Raw genomic sequence first — 19,713 nt, 5'->3', positions numbered from 1 at the left:
ATGATAGAGCCTAACCTTACAGAATTCGGAACGGTATTGATTTTTATTTTAGGCGCCATCACCTTCGTGTCGGTAGGGCTTATTGCGGCCAGTATTATTCGCCCCAAAAAACCTAATTACGAAAAACTGACTACTTACGAGTCGGGTGAAGAAACCATTGGTACGGCTTGGGGACAGTTCAATATCAAATTTTACATTGTTGCCATTATCTTCTTGCTTTTCGAAGTGGAAATCATCTATCTATTTCCTTGGGCTGTAATTTTTGGAGATCAGGAATTGATCCAAGGCACTGATTATACTTGGGCTTGGTTCGCCATTACAGAAATGTTCATTTTCATCTTTATATTGGCTTTGGGTTTGGCTTATGCTTGGCGAAAAGGATATTTGGACTGGGTAAAGCCAGTCAACCGAGTTTCTGATTTCAAATCGCCAATTCCTGCAGAAGCATATCAAAAGTATAAAGACTAATGGGGCTTTTAGATCGAAACATACAGAAAGGTGGCATTGTCATTTCAAAGTTGGATGACCTCATCAACTGGGCACGACTGTCTTCCATGTGGCCTATGGCCTTTGGAACGGCCTGTTGCGCCATAGAATTTATGGGCGCTCAATCTACCCCCTATGATTTGGATCGGTTTGGTATTGTGCCTTTCGCAAGTCCGCGCCAAGCAGATGTAATGATTGTGGCGGGTACGGTCACCTTCAAAATGGCCGACCGTGTAAGAAGACTTTATGAGCAGATGGCTGAACCACGTTATGTCGTGTCCATGGGCTCATGTTCTAATTGTGGAGGCCCGTATTGGGAACATGGCTACCATGTAGTAAAAGGAGTAGATAGAATAATTCCTGTTGATGTGTATGTGCCGGGCTGCCCACCAAGGCCAGAAGCTTTGATTGGTGGTTTGCTGAAGCTTCAAGAAAAAATAAGGCAAGAAACCATTGTGGCACCAAAAGCCATTGAAAAGTTGTTGGAAAAGAAAGCCAAAGTAGCATGAATTTCGAGCAAATCTTAACCCATATTAAAACCAGTTTAGGAGAAGGAGTCATTCTTTCTACGGATGAAAATGCTTCGCCAAAGGCCATTATTATTCATGCTGAAAACTTGGTGGAGGTCATGGGTTTTCTTCAGAAGGATAATCAACTATACTTCGATTCGCTTTCCTGTATTACTGGCTTAGACAACGGCTCAGAAGCTAATACAATGGAGATGATTTATAACCTCTATTCTATTCCTTTCGATCACCATTTGATGGTGAAGGTAGAATTGTCAAGGGAAAAACCAGCCATCGATTCGCTTTGTGGTTTATGGAAAACTGCCGATTGGCAAGAGCGTGAAGTCTACGATATGTACGGTATTCATATCAACAATCATCCTGACCTGAGAAGGATTTTAATGCCAGCCGATTGGGAGGGTTTCCCGCTTAGAAAAGACTACCAAGAACAAGAGTACTATCGCGGAATTAAAGTAGAATATTAAGTGGCGAATCAGGTACAATATATTTTCGATCAGGAGAATTTGCGCAAGTCGGCTCCTCAAAAATTCAAGTCAGAAGATTTGAAAAGAGAGGAGATGATCATCAATATTGGCCCGCAACACCCTTCTACCCACGGGGTACTTCGTTTAGAGGTTTTAGCCAAAGGTGAAGAAGTTATTGAAGTGGTTCCTCATCTCGGTTACCTACACCGCTGCTTCGAAAAACATGCAGAGAAACTGCCTTATAATCAGATCATTCCTTTTGTAGATCGAATGGATTATTTGGCCGCAATGAACACCGAACATGCTTACGCAATGGGCGTTGAGCGCATGTTGGGTATCGATAAAATTATTCCAAAACGGGTAGAATACATCCGCGTTTTAGTAGCCGAATTGAACCGATTGGCCTCTCATTTTATTGCGCTAGGTTCCTACGGAATGGACATTGGTGCGGTTACCGCATTTTTCTGGATGACCCGCGACAGAGAGCATATTGTGCGTTTATTGGAGTGGGCCTCTGGTGCGCGAATGCTTTACAATTACATTTGGGTGGGTGGCTTGTTTTACGATTTGCCCGTAGGTTTTGAAGAAAGATGTCTTGAGTTTACTACTTACTTAAAGCCTAAAATAAAGGAGCTAGAAAGAGTAGTCATCGACAATAAAATATTTATTGACAGAACCGCCAATGTGGGCGTATTGCCTGTCGATTTAGCGATTAATTATGGCATCACTGGTCCAATGCTGCGTGGCTCTGGCCTGAAGTATGATTTACGAAAAGTAGATGGCTATTCAGTTTATCCAGAAATAGATTTTGATATACCTGTAGGCAAGGGCGAAGCCGGAACTCTAGGTGATTGTTGGGATAGAACTTGGGTGCGTGTTCAAGAGTGTTACGAGTCGGTAAAGATTATTGAGCAATGCTTAGAAAAACTAACAGGCGAGCATAAGAGAACCCGTGATTTCGATCCGCGAGCATTGGCGCCTAAGAAAATTAGACCTAAAGCCCAAGACTTCTACATTCGAGCCGAAAACCCAAAAGGTGAAACTGGCTTTTTCTTCCGTGCCGATGGAAGATCTGACGTGCCATTCCGTTGCAAAGCACGTGGTGCAAGTTTCGTAAACCTGTCTATTATCAATGAGCTCTCAAAGGGAGGTTTAATCTCCGATTTGATTGCGGTAATTGGTTCAATTGATATTGTTTTGGGAGAAGTAGATCGCTAAAAGGATGATTCACTCCCTAAGGCAATTCTTTAAGGTTGTTTTCCCTGATATAAGCCCGGCTGTTTTTCCATTTAATTTCAACCCAAATGTCCTTTTGACCCACAATTTCTACTTTGTGGCCTTCACCCGTAATTTCGATTAAATCGGCTCCAGCAGAAGGGCCACTCATTAAATAAGCATTGGCCGAAGTGATAATGCCTTTGGTAGCCAACTGCGAAAAGTTAAGCAAATAGGTGGCAAGTAAAAGCGTAAAAGCCAAGCCTATGGTAAGCCCGGCTGATCTTTCTTCAAGTTTTTTCTTCCTTTTCAAAATCATACTTAGAATAAGAACACCCAATGCAAGAGACACCAGCACAAAGTAATTCCGGTTTTCATCAAAGAACTTTAAAAAGAGGTTGAAGTCGTTCGTAGAGTAGCCTTCCAGATTATTTTGCTGCGCCATTTCATTCATTTTGGTGAGCACTTTTTTATCTGAAGTGAGCTTGTAATAGTTGTTCAAAGTGTAAAGAGCATTCCCTAAATCCTCTAAACTCTCATATATAAATGCCATCTTTAGGAGCATAGCAGGTGATGCAATCTGCTCTTCTCTCGCAATTTTTTCGTAGATGGTGAGTGATTGCGTATAGAGCTTCTTTTGAAACAAAGAATCTGCAATTTTTAAATCATTTGTAACTTCTTGAGAATAAGAAGGTTCTTGGAAATATAGAAGTCCCAGAAAAATGAATATCAGAATTTTAAAATTTCGCTCTTGCATTTAATTATTTACCTCTTACCTTTGCAGTCGCAATTAAGGAAAACGACCTTAATACAACAAGAAAAACATTTTGATTTGGTAGCTCAGTTGGTAGAGCATCTCCCTTTTAAGGAGAGGGTCCTGGGTTCGAGCCCCAGCCAGATCACTTCCTAAAGTCTCAGCGAAAGTTGAGACTTTTTTTATGCCCCTACTTCTTTGCTTGGTACTCGTGTTTTTTCCATGATTTAGCATCCCTAAAGATAGTAAGGCAAATGGCAGTCTACTTGCCTTTCACATTATTTAACGGCTGGTAAAAAAATAAACGGTCGGATTCCCTTCCTTCAGAAAGCCAATAATAATTTAGTGGAGCTGCGTTAAGTTTTTATTCGAAACAAATACCTTAGCAGTTATACATGACAAAAAATCAACCCATAGGAATTTTTGATAGCGGAATGGGAGGTCTTACCGTGGCGCATGCGGTAAAAAACCTGCTTCCCAATGAACAAATCATCTATTTTGGTGATAGTGCTCATTTACCTTATGGTGATAAGTCTGCAGCTACCATTCAGGCCTATTCGGTAAAAATTTGTGATGTGCTGCTGCAACAAGGCTGTAAGGTGATTTTGATTGCCTGCAACTCGGCTTCTGCGGCCGCTTATGAGCTCGTTAAAGCTTATGTGGGTAGCAAAGCACAAGTGCTTAATGTAATCGACCCTGTGGTGGCTTATGTGGCCGAGAAATACAATGACGAAGCTAACATTGGTCTGATAGGCACAAAGCAAACTGTGGGCTCTGGTGTTTATGAACGAAAGCTAAAAAGTGAAAACCTAAAAATTAACTTTGGAGCTTTAGCAACACCGCTTTTGGTGCCTATGATCGAAGAGGGCTTTTACAAAAATGATATTTCAGAGCAAATCATCAATCAGTACTTAGGAAGGGAAGAACTTGAAGGGATTGAAGCCTTGATTTTAGGTTGTACGCATTATCCTTTGATCAAAAAGCAGGTGTCGGCATTTTTTCAAGATAGAATCGAAGTGATTGATTCTTCCACCATAGTAGCCCAGGCTTTGCAAAATATGCTCCAAGAAAGCGACTTACTTGCCAATGAACGCTCTGGAAAGAACAGATTTTTGGTTTCTGATTTTACTCCTTCTTTTCAGGCTGCTGCCGAACTCTTTTTTCAAGAGGAAATCAAATTGGAGAAACACGTTTTGTGGGAGTAATTAGGTTAAAAAGGAAACATAAGTGAGGCTTGTTCTGAGTTAATAACTGATATCCTACACCACTTGTAGACTTTACTTTACGACTTAACGAATTATATACTTTCTTTGCAGTGAACAAGGGAAATTCGGATCGTGTACGCATTTTTATTCTTTTTAAATTTTGTGCTCATCTATACCATTTTTGCGGTGTATGCGGAAAGAAAAATCTCTGCATTCATTCAGGACAGGTATGGCCCAATGGAAACGGGCCCTTATGGTTTGCTCCAAACCGTTGCCGACTTGCTCAAATTGCTCCAAAAAGAAGATATTGTTCCTTTAGCAGCCGATAAAAGAATCTTCAAAGTAGCTCCACTCATCATTTTTACTTCGGTATTTGCTGGTTTTGCGGTGCTTCCGCTCACATCAGATTTTGGTGGTTCTCAAATCGAAACGGGAATTTTCTACTTGTTGGCCATCGTTTCGCTAGATGTGATTGGTATTTTAATGGCAGGTTGGGGTTCCAACAGTAAGTATGCCCTGCTGGGCGCCATGCGTTCTGTGGCTCAAATTATTTCTTATGAAATTCCGTTAGGGCTGTCCGTGGTTTGCGTCATCATGGTTTCTCAGTCGCTGAACTTACAAGAGATCGTTTATCAGCAAGGGATATTTATCAATGCGATAGACCCGAATGCTCAGAACTTCCTTTTCGGCATTAAGGCTTTAGGGATTGAAACCACTCATATTGGCGGCTTCCTGACTTGGAACATTTTCAGAATTCCATTTTTCTTCTTGGCTTACCTTATCTTTTTCATTGCCTCTTTGGCGGAAGCCAACCGTGCTCCCTTCGATATTCCAATTGCAGAATCGGAGTTGGTCGCTGGTTTCCATGTAGAATACTCTGGCTTTAGGTGGGCCATGATCATGCTTTCAGAATATGGTATGATGCTCTTGATTTCATTTTTGGGCGCAATATTATTTTGGGGTGGTTGGAACACTCCCCTGCCCAATATTGGTTCTGTGGCTTTGGCCGATTGGACCAGTGGCGAACCTGGCACGATTGCGGGACATTTATGGGGCGCATTTTGGTTGGTGTCCAAGGCTTTGCTTACCGTTGGTTTGCAAATTTGGATCCGCTGGACTTACCCTAGGTTAAGGCTAGATCAGCTTATGAATTTAAGCTGGAAATACCTGACTCCGGGCGCTATAATTTTGGTTTTGGTGAGTGCTTTGTGGAGATTGCTGATGATATGAGTAAGTACTGGAAAAATATCGCCATTGCTACAAAAACCTTGAAGGAGGGGCTCAAGGTTACTTTCGAGCACATGAAGGATGCGACTACTCAACGCGATATCTTGTATGTGGATGATGAAAATTACTTTGAGAAACAGAACGGAATTTTCGCCACACAATACCCTAAAGAAATTATTCCGGTGCCCGACAATGGGCGCTATAAGCTCCACAGTGAAATAGAAGACTGCATTGTCTGTGACAAGTGTGCTAAAATTTGTCCTGTAGACTGTATTGACATTGAGCCGGTAAGGGCGGTAGAAGAAATCGGGAAGACTTCCGATGGCACGCCAAAACGTATTCATGCCGCCAAATTCGATATCGATATGGCGAAATGCTGCTTCTGTGGCTTGTGCACTACCGTTTGCCCTACGGAATGCCTCACCATGACCAAGGAATACGATTTCAGTGCTTTCGATTTTGCCGAGCATAACTTTGCTTTTGGCGAAATGACACCGTTAGAGATTCTGGAGAAAAAGCAGGCTTTAGAAGAGTTCAACAAAAAGAAGGAAGAAGAGAAAGAGAAGATGGCAGCTTTGGCTAAAAGCAAACCAGCTTCAGCAACGGCTGCAAAACCCGCAGGAGTAAAGCCTGCTTTCAGGCCTAAGCCAATGAAGCCAAAGGCGGCTACAACTCCTACCGAAGAAAAAAAGGATGATGCACCTAAGCCAGTAAGGCCAAAAGTGGTGATGAAACCAAAAATTCAGGTCAAGAAAACAGAGGATTCAAAGGAAGAGGCTAAAGCAGGTGAGGCTCCAAAAGCTGCGAGGCCGAAAATCCCGATGAAGCCCAAAATTCCTGCGGCACCTAAAGCTGAGGCTTCGGAAGAAAAGCCTGTGCAACGTGTGGTGATTCGACCTAAAATTCATGTGAGGAAGAAAGAGGAGGAGGGTTCTTCGGAAGAAGCCAAGCCAAAACCTCGTCTGATAATGCGGCCAAAAATCCAGCCGAAAAAAAAGGATGATGAAGATAAAAATGAGACGAACGATTAACGGATGCCAATAGAGAACATTATATTCTATGCGTTTTTAGGACTTACGGGTCTTTCGGCATTGTTTATTCTCTTGTCGAAGAATATTCTGTATTCGGCATTTGCGCTGATCGCCACCTTTATTGGAATGGCGGGCATTTTCGTTTTGCTCGGTGCTGAATTTGTGGCCATTACCCAAATTTTGGTGTATGTGGGAGGTATTCTCATTTTGATGGTTTTTGGCATTATGCTCACCAACCGTCTATCGCAAGCCAAAGTGGAGACCGAGGTGTACAATAAGTTTTTTGGAATTTTAATCTCGGCCGGACTATTTTATATTCTGGCCAAAGCCATTGAAATGGCAGATTTTGCCAATATGGGTTGGATGAAAAATGCGCCTTCGGCACCTTCTAGTGTACAAGATTTAGGAATGAAAATCATGACGGATTATGTGCTGGTTTTTGAAGTCATAGGCATTTTACTTTTGCTCGCTTTAATTGGCGCTGTGCGCATTGCAGGAAATACAAGAGAGGAGGGAACCGATGCCGCTTAATACGATTTTACTGTTGGGTGCTGCCTTGTTCTGTATCGGTTTGGCCGTTGTGGTTACTCGTAAAAATGCCATTGCCGTTTTGATTGGTATTGAACTCATGTTGAATGCTGCCAACTTAAACTTAGTTGCTTTTAGCCGTTTTGATGCGGTAGAGTTGCAAGGCCAGATCTTTGCGCTTTTCGTCATTACTGTAGCCGCTGCCGAAGCCGCTGTTGCACTGGCAATCGTGATCAAAGTCTATCAACATTTCCAAACGGCCAATCTGGATAAAATCAATGAACTGAAAGGATGATTGATTTGAACGACATTATATCGACCACGGAATTTAACCCTCTGATCTATTGGGTCATCGCTTTGATGGCCATTCCGTTACTGTCGTTTTTCACAACCACTTTCCTAAAGAAAATTGCGCCCGTCTGGGGCACGATGTTATTGGGAATTAACCTTTTGATTTCTATTTACCTGGCTTCGCAATATTGGGACACTACTGGAGTCTCAATTCGCGGCAATTGGTTTAGTATTGGCGATACGCAACTCACTTACTCTTTCCTCATCGACCAACTGGCGCTGATTATGCTGGTGGTGGTCAACTTTATTTCAGTATTGGTGCATTTCTTTTCTATGGAATACATGCGCCATGATGAGAACAAGTCCCGTTATTTTGGTTTGCTTGGCCTGTTTACCTTCTCCATGTTGGGCATTATTCTGTTTTACGATTTGCTCTTCATTTTCATTTTTTGGGAACTGGTGGGTTTGTCGTCTTTCCTGCTTATTGGTTTTTGGTTCGAAAAGAAATCAGCTTCTCTAGCGGCTAACAAGGCCTTTATTATGAACCGCATTGGTGATTTAGGTTTCATCACTGGTTTGATGATTCTCTATTCGCAATTTCAAACTTTCGATTTAGAAGGCATAAAATCATTGACGGTACTCAGCAGTATTGAAGATGGAAATTGGGTGGCAGAATATTTCAAGAATGGCGAATTAGTCAGAAACAGCCTCGATGGCCGATGGCTCAGTGCAGCAGGAATTGCGCTGTTTTGTGGGGCCGTAGGTAAATCGGCTCAATTCCCATTACAAGTCTGGCTTCCCGATGCGATGGAAGGGCCAACGCCAGTTTCAGCTTTGATTCATGCGGCTACTATGGTGGCGGCAGGTGTGTTTATGATCGCCAGAATCTTTGTGATTTTAGATGCTCAGGCATTGGAGGTTGTAGCCGTTGTAGGTGCCATTACTGCTTTTATGGCTGCTGTTGCAGCTTTCTCTCAATTCGACATTAAAAAGGTTTTGGCCTATAGCACCATTTCACAATTGGGTTATATGGTTTTGGCCATGGGCGTGGGTGCTTACACCGCTGGACTTTTCCATTTGGTAACACATGCCATGTTTAAGGCAGGACTTTTCTTAAGTGCAGGAACCATCATTCACCAACTGCATCAGCTTGAGGGCAAGGATGTCAATTTCGATCCGCAAGACATGCGTGTGATGGGGGGGCTTCGGAAGTACATGCCAGTCACTTTCGTTTGCTTTTTGATTTGTGCATTGTCCTTGGCGGGTTTACCAGGTTTTTCTGGCTTCCTTTCAAAAGATGCCATTTTACTAAACACTGCGGTGTGGGTTGATGAAAAAGGAGGAGGCTTCTATTTTATTGAAGTGCTTGCCTTTGCCACGGTATTGATCACTGCTTTCTATACTTTCAGAATGATCTTCTTAGTGTTTACGGGTGGTTTTAGGTTACCTAAACTTATCCCAGCGAACGCTACGCTAAAGCCTTTAAAGGAAGGGAATGTGTTCTTGAAATTGCCAATGGTGTTATTGGCGATTGGTTCTCTGAGTGTAATTTTTGGTTTCGCGATGATGGCCGAAAATACTTGGTTTTATAGCCTAATTCAAGACCCAATTTTCTTGGTGCCGGAAAGTTATGCGGCATTCAACCTTATGGATTTGCCTCGTGAATGGTTCGAAAATTTGCATTTTCAGGTGGTAGCCATTTCAATTGGTTTGGCATTGTCGGGGATTATCATCGCCTATTTCTTATTCAAGCCAGGAGCAAAATATTCAGCTTCTTTTGCAGAAAAGCGCGAACCAATTGGTTTAGTTGGTCAGATTTCATTTTACCACTGGTATCAGAATGCGCTTTACGAAAAAGTTATATTGAAATTCATATTGTGGAAGGCGAAGCGTATTGCTTGGTTTGACCGTGTGATCTTAGACGGTTTCATCAATTTTATCGCCAAGTTTCAGGTGGTGTTTGCGCACCTCATTGCTTGGTTCGACAGGAATATCATTGATGGATTCGTACATTTGACGACTTATACCACAGGGCGGGTTGGGCAACTGACACGTTCGGTGCAGTCGGGTAATGTACAAGTATATATTATGGCTGCTTTGGCCTTTTTAATACTCATGTTAATCTGGCTTCTATTTTAGTGAAATGATAGAAAATCTTTTAACCTATATCATATTTACCCCGCTACTTGGAGCGCTTGTGGTCTTGTTTTTACCACAGTCTAAAACCAGTAGCTTCAAATGGGTTGCTCTTGGCGCATTGGGTGTTACACTTGTGTTATCCGTATTGGCAGTTACTAGTTTTGATGCTTCGGTAGAAGGACTTACCAATTCCGAAGATCAGCTTCAGATGGTGGATAAAGCCGAATGGTTTTCGGTGGAACTGGGTTCCCTCGGTAAATTCTCTGTCGATTATTTTGTAGGGGTTGATGGATTAAACCTGTCTTTATTGCTTTTGGCAGCCATTGTGCTTTTTATTGGCGCCATTTCTTCCTTTGGAATCAAACAAAAACAGAAGGGCTATTTTGGGTTGTACTTACTACTTTCGACTTCTGTTTTAGGTTGTTTTGTAGCGCTAGATTTCTTCCTTTTCTACCTCTTTTTCGAGTTTATGCTTTTGCCCATGTATTTCCTTATCGGAATTTGGGGCGGGCCAAAAAGAGAATACGCTGCCATTAAATTCTTCCTTTACACACTAGTCGGTTCTATTCTAATCCTGATTGTCATGATCGGACTTTACAATTCGGTTTACGATCCAGTAAAAACAGGTATGGAAGCAGGAGTGATTGAAAATGTTTTAGAGGCTTCTCCGGACATGATCAGTAGTATACAGTATGCGGTACAAGCTGGGCAAATGGAAAGTGAAAATATTGTGAAGTCATTCAACATGATTTCAATGGCGGATGATGCCAATTACCTGCCTGATTCATTTTTAGGTAAGAACAGTTATGGTGAAATTTTCGGCCAATCCGCCCGATGGATGGCATTCTTAGCCTTGTTGATCGGTTTTGCGATTAAGCTTCCGGCATTCCCATTCCATACTTGGTTACCCGATGCACACGTAGAAGCACCAACCGCAGTTTCGGTAGTGCTGGCAGGAATCCTCTTGAAAATTGGAGGTTATGGAATTATTCGGACGGCCTTTAGTTTCTTCCCTGATAGTGCATTTCATTATTCGTGGCTGATCGGCTTTTTTGGCTTGTTCTCCATTTTGTATGGCGCAATGAACGCTTTGGCGCAAAAAGATTTAAAGCGATTGATCGCTTACAGTTCCGTTTCTCATATGGGCTTTGTGCTACTAGGTTTAGCCGCCATGACAGTGGAGGGTGTCACTGGCGCGATTTATCAAATGTTCAGTCACGGATTAATATCGAGTATGCTCTTCCTTTTAGTAGGTGTATTGTACGATAGAACCCATGACCGTGGAATCGAAAACTATGGTGGGTTGGCTTCTAAAATGCCGAAATTCACCATTTTGATTACCATCGCTTTCTTTGCTTCCCTTGGACTACCTGGCTTCTCAGGCTTTATTGCCGAACTGATGGTGTTTATCGGAGCGTTTAAATCTTCAACCGTAATTGGCGCCATTCCATATTGGATGCCAGTGGTGGCTACTTTGGGTTTAGTATTAGGCGCAGGCTATTATTTGTGGACACTCCAGCGAATGTTCTTTGGCAAGTTTTGGGTGAAAGACAAGGCTTGGAGAGAGGTTTTGGTGGACTTAAATGCCAGAGAGTATGTGATGTTGGTTCCATTGGTAATCCTGATCATTTGGTTCGGTATTTACCCTGCCACTTTACTCGATCTCATCAATAACTCAGTGGAGGGTTTTACGCAACTTTTAATCCTTTCGGTTGAATGATGTTGCTGCAATCCAATATGGCACTCGGGCTGAAGGAACAAATTCAAGGCATTTCGGCTGATATTGCTTGGTTAGCGCCAGAAATTACTTTGGTCATCACAGCTGTGCTTTTGTTGATTTACGATCTGATTTTTAAGGAAAACAAGTCTGTTGGTTTGGCTGCCATTGCCTTTGTGGGCATGGCCTTTTCATTGGCTTTACTTATAGCTGGTTGGGGAAATGTTGAAGGAGATAGAATGCTTATGGGCGGAATGCTCCGTCTGGATGGAGCAGCTATCTACTTAAGAGCACTTTTCAGTATTGGCGGAATGATCGGTTTGGTGATGATGCTTCGCTGTAAGCAAAAAGAGAAGTTCTTTAAATCAAGCGAAACGCTATTGCTATTCTTCGGCTTGGTGTTGGGCACTTTCTTGATGACCATGTCCATTAATTTTTTAATGGTTTATGTGGCCATCGAACTGGTTTCTATCTGTTCTTATGTGCTCACGGGGCTTTTCAAAAGCAAAAGAAATTCTGAAGCAGCCATGAAATATTTGCTGTTTGGCGCTGTTGCTTCTGCGGTAATGATTTACGGAATGAGTTGGCTGTATGGCTTTACAGGTACATTAGATTTTACTTCAACTGCCTTTGCAGAAGGCATTTCTCAAGTAGCAATATTGCCGCTTTCATTGGCTTTAATAATGACGATTGGGGGCTTTGTCTTCAAACTAGGCGCCTTTCCTTTTCATATTTGGTCACCCGATGTGTACGAGGCCAGCCCAACACCAATTGTGGCTATTTTCTCTTCGTTACCGAAATTGGCAGCCTTGGCCATTTTGTTCCGCTTTGTGGCAAATCTTGATATAACCATAATTGATTGGCAGATATGGCTAGGCATTATTGCCATTGCCAGCATGACGGTGGGTAATTTTTCAGCCCTTTGGCAAAAAGATGTTAAACGAATGTTGGCCTATTCTTCCATTGCCCATGCGGGTTTTCTCTTGGTGGGAGTTTTAGCTTTTTCTGAAAGTGGATCAACTTCTGCTTTGTTCTACGGAAGTATCTATCTGTTAATGAATTTTGGGGCTTTCTTCTTAGTTCAGTTATTCGAAAATAATGAAGGCAAAACTTCTTTTGATGTCTTTAAAGGAATGGGCTCCAAAGTGCCCTATTTAGGAGTGTTGCTTCTTATTGTAATGATTTCGCTAACGGGCCTTCCACCTATGGCCGGGTTCAATGCCAAGCTTTATATTTTCTCAAGCCTTTGGGAATCTTGGCAAACAGTAGACTCTTCCATTTTAATTTGGGTTTTAATTTTTGGCTTGTTGAATACTGTTGTTTCTCTCTTTTTCTATTTAAAAATACCTTATTACATGTTTTTTAAAACTAGGGAAGAGGTTGAGAACCCTGTAATAGGAAGCTTAACTGATAAAATACTGGGCACTATTTTGGTTGCGCCCCTGTTATTGTTATTCTTTAAATCAGATTGGTTGTTGAACGTTTTGAATAGTATTAACTTTGCCCTTTGAATCGACTAAATGAGCGAACAGATTAAACACGAGTGCGGGATTGCTAAAATCCGTCTCAGAAAACCCCTCCAATACTACATCGACAAGTATGGCTCAGCCACCTACGCCATAAGTAAACTCTACATTATGATGCAAAAGCAAGCCAACCGTGGTCAAGACGGGGTTGGAGTGGCAAACATCAAGATTGGCGTAGACCCTGGAACCCGATACATTAGCCGTTACAGAACTATAAGTCAGCAGCCGATTACGAATATTTTTGGGAAAATTTCGAAGAAATTTGAAAAGGCCCAAAAGAAAGAAGGCTACAACCCTAAAGATGCCAAATGGCTGAAGGATAATATGGGTTTTACGGGTGAAGTTTGGTTAGGTCACCTTCGTTATGGAACACACGGCAAGAATAGTATTGAAAATTGTCACCCATTTCTGAGACAGAATAACTGGAGAAGCCGAAATTTAGTAATGGCGGGTAACTTCAACATGACTAACGTTGATGAGCTTTTCGACCTACTCCTAAAATTGGGACAGCATCCTAAAGAAAAAACCGATACGGTAACGGTAATGGAAAAGATCGGCCATTTTATGGACGAGGAAAACCAACGAATTTTTGAGAAATACAAAAAGAAAAAGAGTAATACCGAAATTACCGAGATTATAGAAAGTGAAATGAATATTCAGCGCGTGCTGAAGCGTTCATTCAAAGATTTTGATGGCGGTTACGCCATGGTAGGTTTGTTAGGGCATGGGGCATCTTTTGTGGTGCGCGATCCAAATGGAATTCGTCCAGCTTTCAAGTACATTGATGATGAAGTGATCGTAGTAGCCTCTGAAAAACAGGCCATTAAGGCCGCTTTCAATGTAAACTATTCCGACATTTCTGAAGTGGAGCCAGGACATGCCTTGATCGTACACAAGGATGGTGAATGGGATGAAGTGCCGATTATGAAGAAGCGTGAACTTAAGGCTTGTTCATTTGAAAGAATATATTTTTCAAAAGGTACCGATCCAGACATCTATCAGGAAAGGAAGGAACTTGGTAAGCTATTAATTCCTCAAATATTAAAAGCCGTTAATTTCGATTTAAAGAATACGGTTTTCTCTTATATACCCAATACTGCAGAAATTTCTTTCTTGGGTATGATGCAAGGGGTAGACGAATACCTGCTTCGCAAAAGAAAGGACATTATTATAGATGGCAAGCCGCATATTGATGATTTAGAGGAGCTGTTAAGCTTTCAGCCTCGGGTTGAAAAACTGGTAATTAAAGATGCCAAACTGCGAACGTTTATTGCTAGTGATGAAAGTCGCGACCAACTGGTAGCCAGTGTGTACGATACTACTTACGAAGTAATTAAGAAAAAAGTAGATACGATCGTAGTGGTAGATGACTCGATTGTTCGAGGAACTACTTTGGAAAAAAGTATTCTGAAAATGCTCGATTTGCTCGAGCCTAAAAAGATTGTGATTGTTTCTTCAGCACCTCAAATTCGCTACCCAGACTGTTATGGAATAGACATGTCTAAAATGAAGGAGTTTGTAGCCTTTAGGGCAATGCTTTTGTTGTTAGACGAAAAGTATGGTAAAGGTCATAATGAGCTTGAAAAAGCCTATGAAATGGCTGCGAAAAACATCGACAATAAAGAGCAGGTCAATTATATCAAAGGACTTTACGATCAGTTTAGTGATGATGAAATTTCGGCCAAGATTACTGAAATTGTTCGTCCTAAAGACATGAAAGCTGAGTTGGAAGTGGTTTATCAAACTGTTGACAACTTACATAAGGCTTGCCCTAACAATGCAGGTGATTGGTATTTTACTGGTAACTATCCAACCTCAGGTGGTCATCGGGTAGTGAATAAATCATTTATGAATTTCTACGAAGGAAAAGAAGGAAGGGCTTATTAAGCCCTTTTTTTATATCCGGTTTTTTAAGGCAACAAGCTAAAATCAATTTTAGGAGCCACTCGCAAAGGTTCACGTTCAATCATACTGTCAATGGTTGTCCAGCCAGTAAAGAAGCCACAGTTCTTCATAAAGAAAGAAGTGCCCTCTGCTCCACCGGTATAGTCCATTCTAGATTCTTTTCTGGCCGTAGCATCAGCGGTAAACTTTGCAGTGGTCATTTCATGCCAGTTGCCTTTAGTGTCATACACCCATTGGTTTGAGTAGAGTCCTTTCCTTGTTTGATTACCCGTTTCGGTATGGAAATTCTCTAAGAATGAATGTGGCCTTTTTACATAAGTATCCGTTTTAGGTCTTCTAAAAGAAGCAATCAATTCCCATTCTCCAATTTCAGGGGCAAAGAAATAGGCGGTATAATCAGTATTGTTATTTTCTGCTGGTTCAGCTTTTAAAAGAAAGCGATAGCTCGTCCCAGTCTTCCACATGTATTTGCGATAACTCTGTCCGCCTGATCCTTCATTGCCAAACTCGCCAGTATAAACACCATCACCATTTTTCAACATTTTAATCTGTTGGTCTTCAGGAATTTCTTTTGGATTATCGGTTTTAAACGGACTCCATACCGAGAAGAGGATCCTTCTTTCGTCAGCGCCATTCACTTGTATTCCAAAATAGCCTTCTGCAAATCCATTGGCCATAAAATAACTGCCCAATACATCTTCGCCTTCGGGTACATTGATTTCATTGTAGAAATAAAGCACGTCCGATGCCGCTTCGGGCACCTGATATGTCAGATGAACAGAAGGGCCTCTTCGCCCCCAATAAAAATCATCTTTGACGAAATATACTTTTCCTTCTGTAGCAGCCCCGCCAATTAGTATTTCAGAAATATCTATCGGTGTAGCGTTGTCATCTCCTGTGATTTCGAGCGTATGATAGCCCGGGTTTTCAATATTGAAAGTGGCAATTGAAACTAGTTCGAGTTCAGTATTGGAGAGTTTTACGGTTTTCCTTTCACAATTGAAACTGACATTTAAGGTAGTAGTGTTGGCCGCCTTTGCCTTCATCCCAATTTTTATTTCACCAATTGACTCAGTATAAAAATAGGTTTTTGCTGCGCTTTCATTTGGATTCCAGTCTTTCACACCATTATCAATTAGCGTCCTATCTTGCTGAGAATCCAGTCCTTCAACCCATGTATTTCCCTTAGTAGGTATGGCAATAGGTAATTCTTCTGCCGTGAATCTTTCGGCTTTTGGGGCGCATCCCACTGTGAAGAGAAGTAGTAATGCCAGAATTGATTTTTCCATGTGTCTATTATTAGGTTCTGAAATTAATATTTGATTACGAGTTTAAAAATGAAACTTACTATTTCAGTAAAGGCTCATCGTGATGTCTCCTTTCAAATAATGATTGAACTCAATCTCCCAATTTATTTCTAAGTAGCACTTGTTTCTATTTTCAAAGTGAGTGATCAAATAATTATAAAGGTTATAATGGTCTCGTAATGTAGTTTAGATAAGTATGTGTAAATGCTAATTCTTATTCGTTTTTAAAATGACTAACCTTTATGATGTTGAGCAACGAAAAAAAATGAGCTCTTCCATTTACAAAAATGAAATGTATCTTGAAATGGAATTCAAACTAGACTACTAACCATGCCTTTCTCTTTGAAGACATATTTAAGGGTATTTTGCTTTTTATCTTTATTGCTACCCTTCTCTAGCCTTTCTCAGAACCTGGATTCTCTTAGAGCAACGATTAGTGCTGATATGCACGATACCTTAAAAATCCAAACCTATTTAGAGTTAGGCAAGGCCTTTGAAAGAAATGATTTAGATTCAAGTTTAAGTTACTTGGATGAAGCCCTGCAGATTTCTGAAAGGCATTTTAGCGAGTTTCCGCAATTCAAAGGCTTTGTATTAAGGGCAAAAGCAGCAGCCTATTTGGCCAATGGAGACGAAGAATGTTTTGAGTACTACCTAGAAGCAATGGCCGTTTTTGAGTCTCTTGGGTGGAATGAAGAGCTGACACTGACACAGTATGAACTGGCAAAAGCTTATGATAGGGCATCACAATTTGATAATGCTATTGAGCAATATGAAGCGGTAATAAACAGAAATATAGAAGACGGTACTGAAGTTAGAATGGCTGCCTCTTATAATAATACAGGCTTGCTTTATTACTATTTAAGAGAGCTGGAAAAAGCTTCTGGAATTTTATTGGACGGAATTCGATATGTAAAAACAACACCAGATACTGTTAACCTCAGGGCCTTTTACATGAATTACGGTTTGGTACTGAAGGAGCAAAACAGATACGAATTGGCAAAGCAGTACATGCAAAGGGCTTTATTGATTAATGAGGCAATTGGAATCAAGGGGCAAGTAGCATTGGCCTATACCAATATTGGTCAGTTATTGATCAAGCAAGATAGTCTGGATAGGGCCTTTGAATCGCTCACAAAAGGATGGGAGATTTCAAAAGAAATTAATACTTCTGGTTGGCCAACGGCAGACTATTATAGGAATGTATCCACAATTGAATTTTATAGAGGAAACTATCAGCAGTCGCATGATTACATAGAGAAATCTGTGGCCAATCTTCCCGAAGGAACAGCCCCTCAGTCCAAAGGCGATGTTTATGGCAGTCTGGTGGAGAAAAAGCTGGTTTTGGCTGATTCTGTTTTTGCCAATAATCCAGCCAAGCAAAGTCAACTATGGAATGAGGCTTTGCCTTATGCCATAGAAGGATGGGAGTTGGCCAAACAGTCAGAAGCAGGTAATGTACGATATCGGTTGGCCTTGGGGCAAGCAAACCTTTATGCTAAGTTGAAGGATTACAAAAAAGCCTTTGAGTTTGGTAAACTGGCCTTAGAGATATCTCAAGATATTAACGATCAGGCCAAAACAGATGCCATAGCGCGTATGTCTGCCGAGTTTGAAACACAGCGAATTGAAGCGCAAAACAATTTACTTCAGGAAACCCAAAAACGACAAACAGCTCAGTTGAAGCAACAGCGATATCTCATTGCAGGTGCTCTGGTAGTATTGTTATTGATAGTTGCTATTATGCTTATTATTCAACGTAATGGACTTAAGCTTAAAAAGGCCAATGCGCAAGTAGAGAAGTCGTTGGAGCAAAAAGAGCTATTATTAAAAGAGATTCATCACAGGGTAAAAAACAACTTGCAAGTAGTTTCCAGTTTGCTCGATTTACAGTCGAGGGGAATTGAAGATGAAAAGGCCCTTTCTACGTTTATGGAAGGACAAAATAGAGTAAAGGCCATGGCGCTTATACACCAAAAGCTTTATCAAAACGAGGATTTGGCGACAATAGATTTTGCTGAATATGCGGAGCAGCTAATGACAGAACTAGCATCTATTTATGCTGGCTCTGCAAAAGTTAAAGGGTCCGTTAAATCTGCTCAGAAAGCTAATTTCGACATAGATACTGCTATACCATTAGGACTCATCTTGAATGAACTGATTTCAAATGCCTACAAATATGCCTTCCATGAAGGAGATGGGGAGTTAAGTATTTCGATTGAAGATTTGGGCAATGGGAAACATCAGTTGACAGTGAGTGACTCTGGCCTAGGTCTGCCGCAAGATTTCGACTTCACTAAAGCTAAAAGTTTGGGACTAAGATTAGTTAGGAGACTATCCAAACAGCTTTATGGTTCGGCTGAATATTATTACGAGCAAGGCAGTAAATTTATCATTACTTTCACCGATACATTAGAGAGAAAATCGGTTTAATGAGTCAGGTTAAAATCTTAGTTGTTGAAGACGAAATTGTAATAGCAGATAACATCTGTCTAATACTGGAAGACCTAGGTTATGAAGTTTTAGAACCAGCCATCAACTACGAGGAAGCAATAGAAACCATTGAGGCTGAAAAGCCCGATATCGCCATTCTGGATATTCAACTAGGAGGGAAGAAGGATGGAGTGGATCTGGCCTGGACCATTAAAGAACAGTTTGATTTTCCATTCATTTTCCTCACTTCCAATGCCGATGCAGGCACAATTGAACGAGTAAAAAAGGTTGCCCCTCCTGCTTACCTCGTTAAGCCTTTCAAGAAAGACGACCTTTATACTTCCATTGAGTTAGCCCTTCATAAATATGCTGAGCAAAAGAGTCAGACTAAAGTAGATGAAGAACTGCTCATCAAAGATGCCATCTTTATCAAGGAGAAAAATCTCTTTCATAAGATTAAACTAGAAGACATCCGTTTTCTAAAGAGCGATCATGTTTATGTGGAGGTTTATACGATTAAAGATCAAAAACACCTCATTCGTGGTAGCTTGACTGACCTCTCAGAAAGACTGCCCAATAATTTTTACCGCACCCATCGCAGTTTTACCATCAATGTGGATCATATGGACGCTATCAACTCAGCCTATGTATTGATGAATGGTGAACAAATCCCTATAGGAAAAAACTATCGTGACGACCTCCTGAAGAAGATTCGCGTGGAGTAAGCTCTTTACCGTCATCGCGAGGAGAAAGTTTGACATGTCAAACTTGTGACGTGGCAATCCGCCTCTTAAGAGCAGTGTAGTACAGAACTAACAACCTCACTGAACCCGTCATTGCGAGAAACCAGCTTCGCGCAGCAGAAGGTTGTGACGAAGCAATCTCCTGCTTTGTTGTGAACTGAGTCAAATTAGGTGATTGCTTCGGTCGTGCCTTCCTCGCAATGAACGAAACCCCG

The 19,713-nt window shown here is 41.3% G+C and carries 17 protein-coding genes and 1 tRNA gene; 16 read left to right on the top strand and 2 right to left on the bottom strand.

Features of this window, described 5'->3' with window-relative positions; genetic code table 11:
• Genes MB14_RS18495 through MB14_RS18480 form a run of 4 tightly spaced genes read left to right on the top strand, consistent with a single transcriptional unit; the run spans position 1 to position 2,695 of the window.
• Entirely contained in the window at positions 1-468 is a 468-nt protein-coding gene (locus tag MB14_RS18495; RefSeq protein ID WP_062594251.1) for an NADH-quinone oxidoreductase subunit A, read from the top strand.
• Positions 468-995 carry an NADH-quinone oxidoreductase subunit NuoB gene (gene nuoB / locus MB14_RS18490; protein WP_053223883.1) on the top strand — a complete coding sequence of 176 codons (528 nt, stop codon included), beginning with the start codon at positions 468-470 and terminating at the stop codon, positions 993-995. The genes MB14_RS18495 and nuoB overlap by 1 nt, the downstream gene beginning before the upstream one ends.
• Positions 992-1,477 (top strand): NADH-quinone oxidoreductase subunit C, encoded by a 486-nt coding sequence (locus MB14_RS18485; protein WP_062594249.1) that lies wholly within the window; start codon positions 992-994, stop codon positions 1,475-1,477. The genes nuoB and MB14_RS18485 overlap by 4 nt, the downstream gene beginning before the upstream one ends.
• A complete protein-coding gene (locus MB14_RS18480) occupies positions 1,478-2,695 on the top strand; it encodes an NADH-quinone oxidoreductase subunit D (protein WP_062594247.1) in 1,218 nt (405 codons plus the stop codon). It begins immediately after the preceding gene.
• 16 nt (positions 2,696-2,711) lie between these two features.
• Here MB14_RS18480 and MB14_RS18475 read toward each other — a convergent pair whose 3' ends face one another.
• Positions 2,712-3,449, bottom strand: coding sequence for an SH3 domain-containing protein (locus tag MB14_RS18475; RefSeq protein WP_062594245.1), 738 nt, complete (start codon positions 3,447-3,449; stop codon positions 2,712-2,714).
• A gap of 72 nt (positions 3,450-3,521) precedes the next feature.
• On the opposite strand from MB14_RS18475, the gene MB14_RS18470 reads away from it, so the two are divergent.
• From MB14_RS18470 to MB14_RS18425, 10 genes are all read left to right on the top strand, one after another.
• Positions 3,522-3,594 (top strand) — tRNA-Lys (locus tag MB14_RS18470).
• Positions 3,595-3,841: 247 nt separating this feature from the next.
• Complete coding sequence (murI, locus tag MB14_RS18465; RefSeq protein WP_062594243.1) at positions 3,842-4,651, top strand: glutamate racemase; 810 nt, start codon at positions 3,842-3,844, stop codon at positions 4,649-4,651.
• Between the two features lie 132 nt (positions 4,652-4,783).
• Positions 4,784-5,881: a complex I subunit 1/NuoH family protein gene (locus MB14_RS18460; protein ID WP_062594242.1), complete on the top strand. Its 1,098-nt coding sequence runs from the start codon at positions 4,784-4,786 to the stop codon at positions 5,879-5,881.
• Positions 5,878-6,909: a 4Fe-4S dicluster domain-containing protein gene (locus MB14_RS18870; protein ID WP_084376150.1), complete on the top strand. Its 1,032-nt coding sequence runs from the start codon at positions 5,878-5,880 to the stop codon at positions 6,907-6,909. Before MB14_RS18460 ends, MB14_RS18870 begins: the two co-directional genes overlap by 4 nt.
• 3 nt (positions 6,910-6,912) lie before the next feature.
• Positions 6,913-7,440: an NADH-quinone oxidoreductase subunit J family protein gene (locus tag MB14_RS18450; protein WP_062594239.1), complete on the top strand. Its 528-nt coding sequence runs from the start codon at positions 6,913-6,915 to the stop codon at positions 7,438-7,440.
• Complete coding sequence (gene nuoK / locus MB14_RS18445) at positions 7,430-7,732, top strand: NADH-quinone oxidoreductase subunit NuoK (RefSeq protein WP_053223890.1); 303 nt, start codon at positions 7,430-7,432, stop codon at positions 7,730-7,732. The genes MB14_RS18450 and nuoK overlap by 11 nt, the downstream gene beginning before the upstream one ends.
• On the top strand, positions 7,729-9,867 hold the full coding sequence (nuoL, locus tag MB14_RS18440) for an NADH-quinone oxidoreductase subunit L (RefSeq protein WP_062594237.1): 2,139 nt from the start codon (positions 7,729-7,731) through the stop codon (positions 9,865-9,867). The genes nuoK and nuoL overlap by 4 nt, the downstream gene beginning before the upstream one ends.
• Before the next feature lie 4 nt (positions 9,868-9,871).
• Positions 9,872-11,587 carry a complex I subunit 4 family protein gene (locus MB14_RS18435; RefSeq protein WP_062594235.1) on the top strand — a complete coding sequence of 572 codons (1,716 nt, stop codon included), beginning with the start codon at positions 9,872-9,874 and terminating at the stop codon, positions 11,585-11,587.
• Entirely contained in the window at positions 11,584-13,095 is a 1,512-nt protein-coding gene (locus tag MB14_RS18430) for an NADH-quinone oxidoreductase subunit N (protein WP_084376149.1), read from the top strand. Before MB14_RS18435 ends, MB14_RS18430 begins: the two co-directional genes overlap by 4 nt.
• Before the next feature lie 9 nt (positions 13,096-13,104).
• Positions 13,105-14,997, top strand: coding sequence for an amidophosphoribosyltransferase (locus MB14_RS18425; RefSeq protein ID WP_062594232.1), 1,893 nt, complete (start codon positions 13,105-13,107; stop codon positions 14,995-14,997).
• A 23-nt stretch (positions 14,998-15,020) separates the two neighbouring features.
• Here MB14_RS18425 and MB14_RS18420 read toward each other — a convergent pair whose 3' ends face one another.
• A complete protein-coding gene (locus tag MB14_RS18420) occupies positions 15,021-16,304 on the bottom strand; it encodes a DUF3472 domain-containing protein (protein ID WP_084376148.1) in 1,284 nt (427 codons plus the stop codon).
• A gap of 462 nt (positions 16,305-16,766) precedes the next feature.
• Here MB14_RS18420 and MB14_RS18415 point away from each other — a divergent pair, with 462 nt between their 5' ends.
• A complete protein-coding gene (locus MB14_RS18415; RefSeq protein ID WP_165899507.1) occupies positions 16,767-18,755 on the top strand; it encodes a histidine kinase dimerization/phosphoacceptor domain -containing protein in 1,989 nt (662 codons plus the stop codon).
• On the top strand, positions 18,755-19,480 hold the full coding sequence (locus MB14_RS18410) for a LytR/AlgR family response regulator transcription factor (protein ID WP_062594228.1): 726 nt from the start codon (positions 18,755-18,757) through the stop codon (positions 19,478-19,480). Before MB14_RS18415 ends, MB14_RS18410 begins: the two co-directional genes overlap by 1 nt.
• The last annotated feature ends 233 nt before the right edge of the window (positions 19,481-19,713 follow it).

This window comes from Roseivirga ehrenbergii (genome assembly GCF_001593005.1).
GTDB lineage: Bacteria > Bacteroidota > Bacteroidia > Cytophagales > Cyclobacteriaceae > Roseivirga > Roseivirga ehrenbergii.
The sequence above is the reverse complement of the archived record's forward strand: the minus strand, read 5'-3'. Positions and strand labels throughout refer to the sequence as shown.

What these genes read in the sequence shown, in the direction of transcription:
- nuoB (WP_053223883.1), top strand. Translation starts at nt 468, where the DNA reads ATGGGGCTTTTAGATCGAAACATACAGAAAGGTGGCATTGTCATTTCA.
- nuoK (WP_053223890.1), top strand. Translation starts at nt 7,430, where the DNA reads ATGCCGCTTAATACGATTTTACTGTTGGGTGCTGCCTTGTTCTGTATC.
- MB14_RS18485 (WP_062594249.1), top strand. Translation starts at nt 992, where the DNA reads ATGAATTTCGAGCAAATCTTAACCCATATTAAAACCAGTTTAGGAGAA.
- nuoL (WP_062594237.1), top strand. Translation starts at nt 7,729, where the DNA reads ATGATTGATTTGAACGACATTATATCGACCACGGAATTTAACCCTCTG.
- MB14_RS18450 (WP_062594239.1), top strand. Translation starts at nt 6,913, where the DNA reads ATGCCAATAGAGAACATTATATTCTATGCGTTTTTAGGACTTACGGGT.
- murI (WP_062594243.1), top strand. Translation starts at nt 3,842, where the DNA reads ATGACAAAAAATCAACCCATAGGAATTTTTGATAGCGGAATGGGAGGT.
- MB14_RS18495 (WP_062594251.1), top strand. Translation starts at nt 1, where the DNA reads ATGATAGAGCCTAACCTTACAGAATTCGGAACGGTATTGATTTTTATT.
- MB14_RS18475 (WP_062594245.1), bottom strand. Translation starts at nt 3,449, where the DNA reads ATGCAAGAGCGAAATTTTAAAATTCTGATATTCATTTTTCTGGGACTT.
- MB14_RS18415 (WP_165899507.1), top strand. Translation starts at nt 16,767, where the DNA reads ATGCACGATACCTTAAAAATCCAAACCTATTTAGAGTTAGGCAAGGCC.
- MB14_RS18420 (WP_084376148.1), bottom strand. Translation starts at nt 16,304, where the DNA reads ATGGAAAAATCAATTCTGGCATTACTACTTCTCTTCACAGTGGGATGC.
- MB14_RS18430 (WP_084376149.1), top strand. Translation starts at nt 11,584, where the DNA reads ATGATGTTGCTGCAATCCAATATGGCACTCGGGCTGAAGGAACAAATT.
- MB14_RS18435 (WP_062594235.1), top strand. Translation starts at nt 9,872, where the DNA reads ATGATAGAAAATCTTTTAACCTATATCATATTTACCCCGCTACTTGGA.
- MB14_RS18410 (WP_062594228.1), top strand. Translation starts at nt 18,755, where the DNA reads ATGAGTCAGGTTAAAATCTTAGTTGTTGAAGACGAAATTGTAATAGCA.
- MB14_RS18870 (WP_084376150.1), top strand. Translation starts at nt 5,878, where the DNA reads ATGAGTAAGTACTGGAAAAATATCGCCATTGCTACAAAAACCTTGAAG.
- MB14_RS18425 (WP_062594232.1), top strand. Translation starts at nt 13,105, where the DNA reads ATGAGCGAACAGATTAAACACGAGTGCGGGATTGCTAAAATCCGTCTC.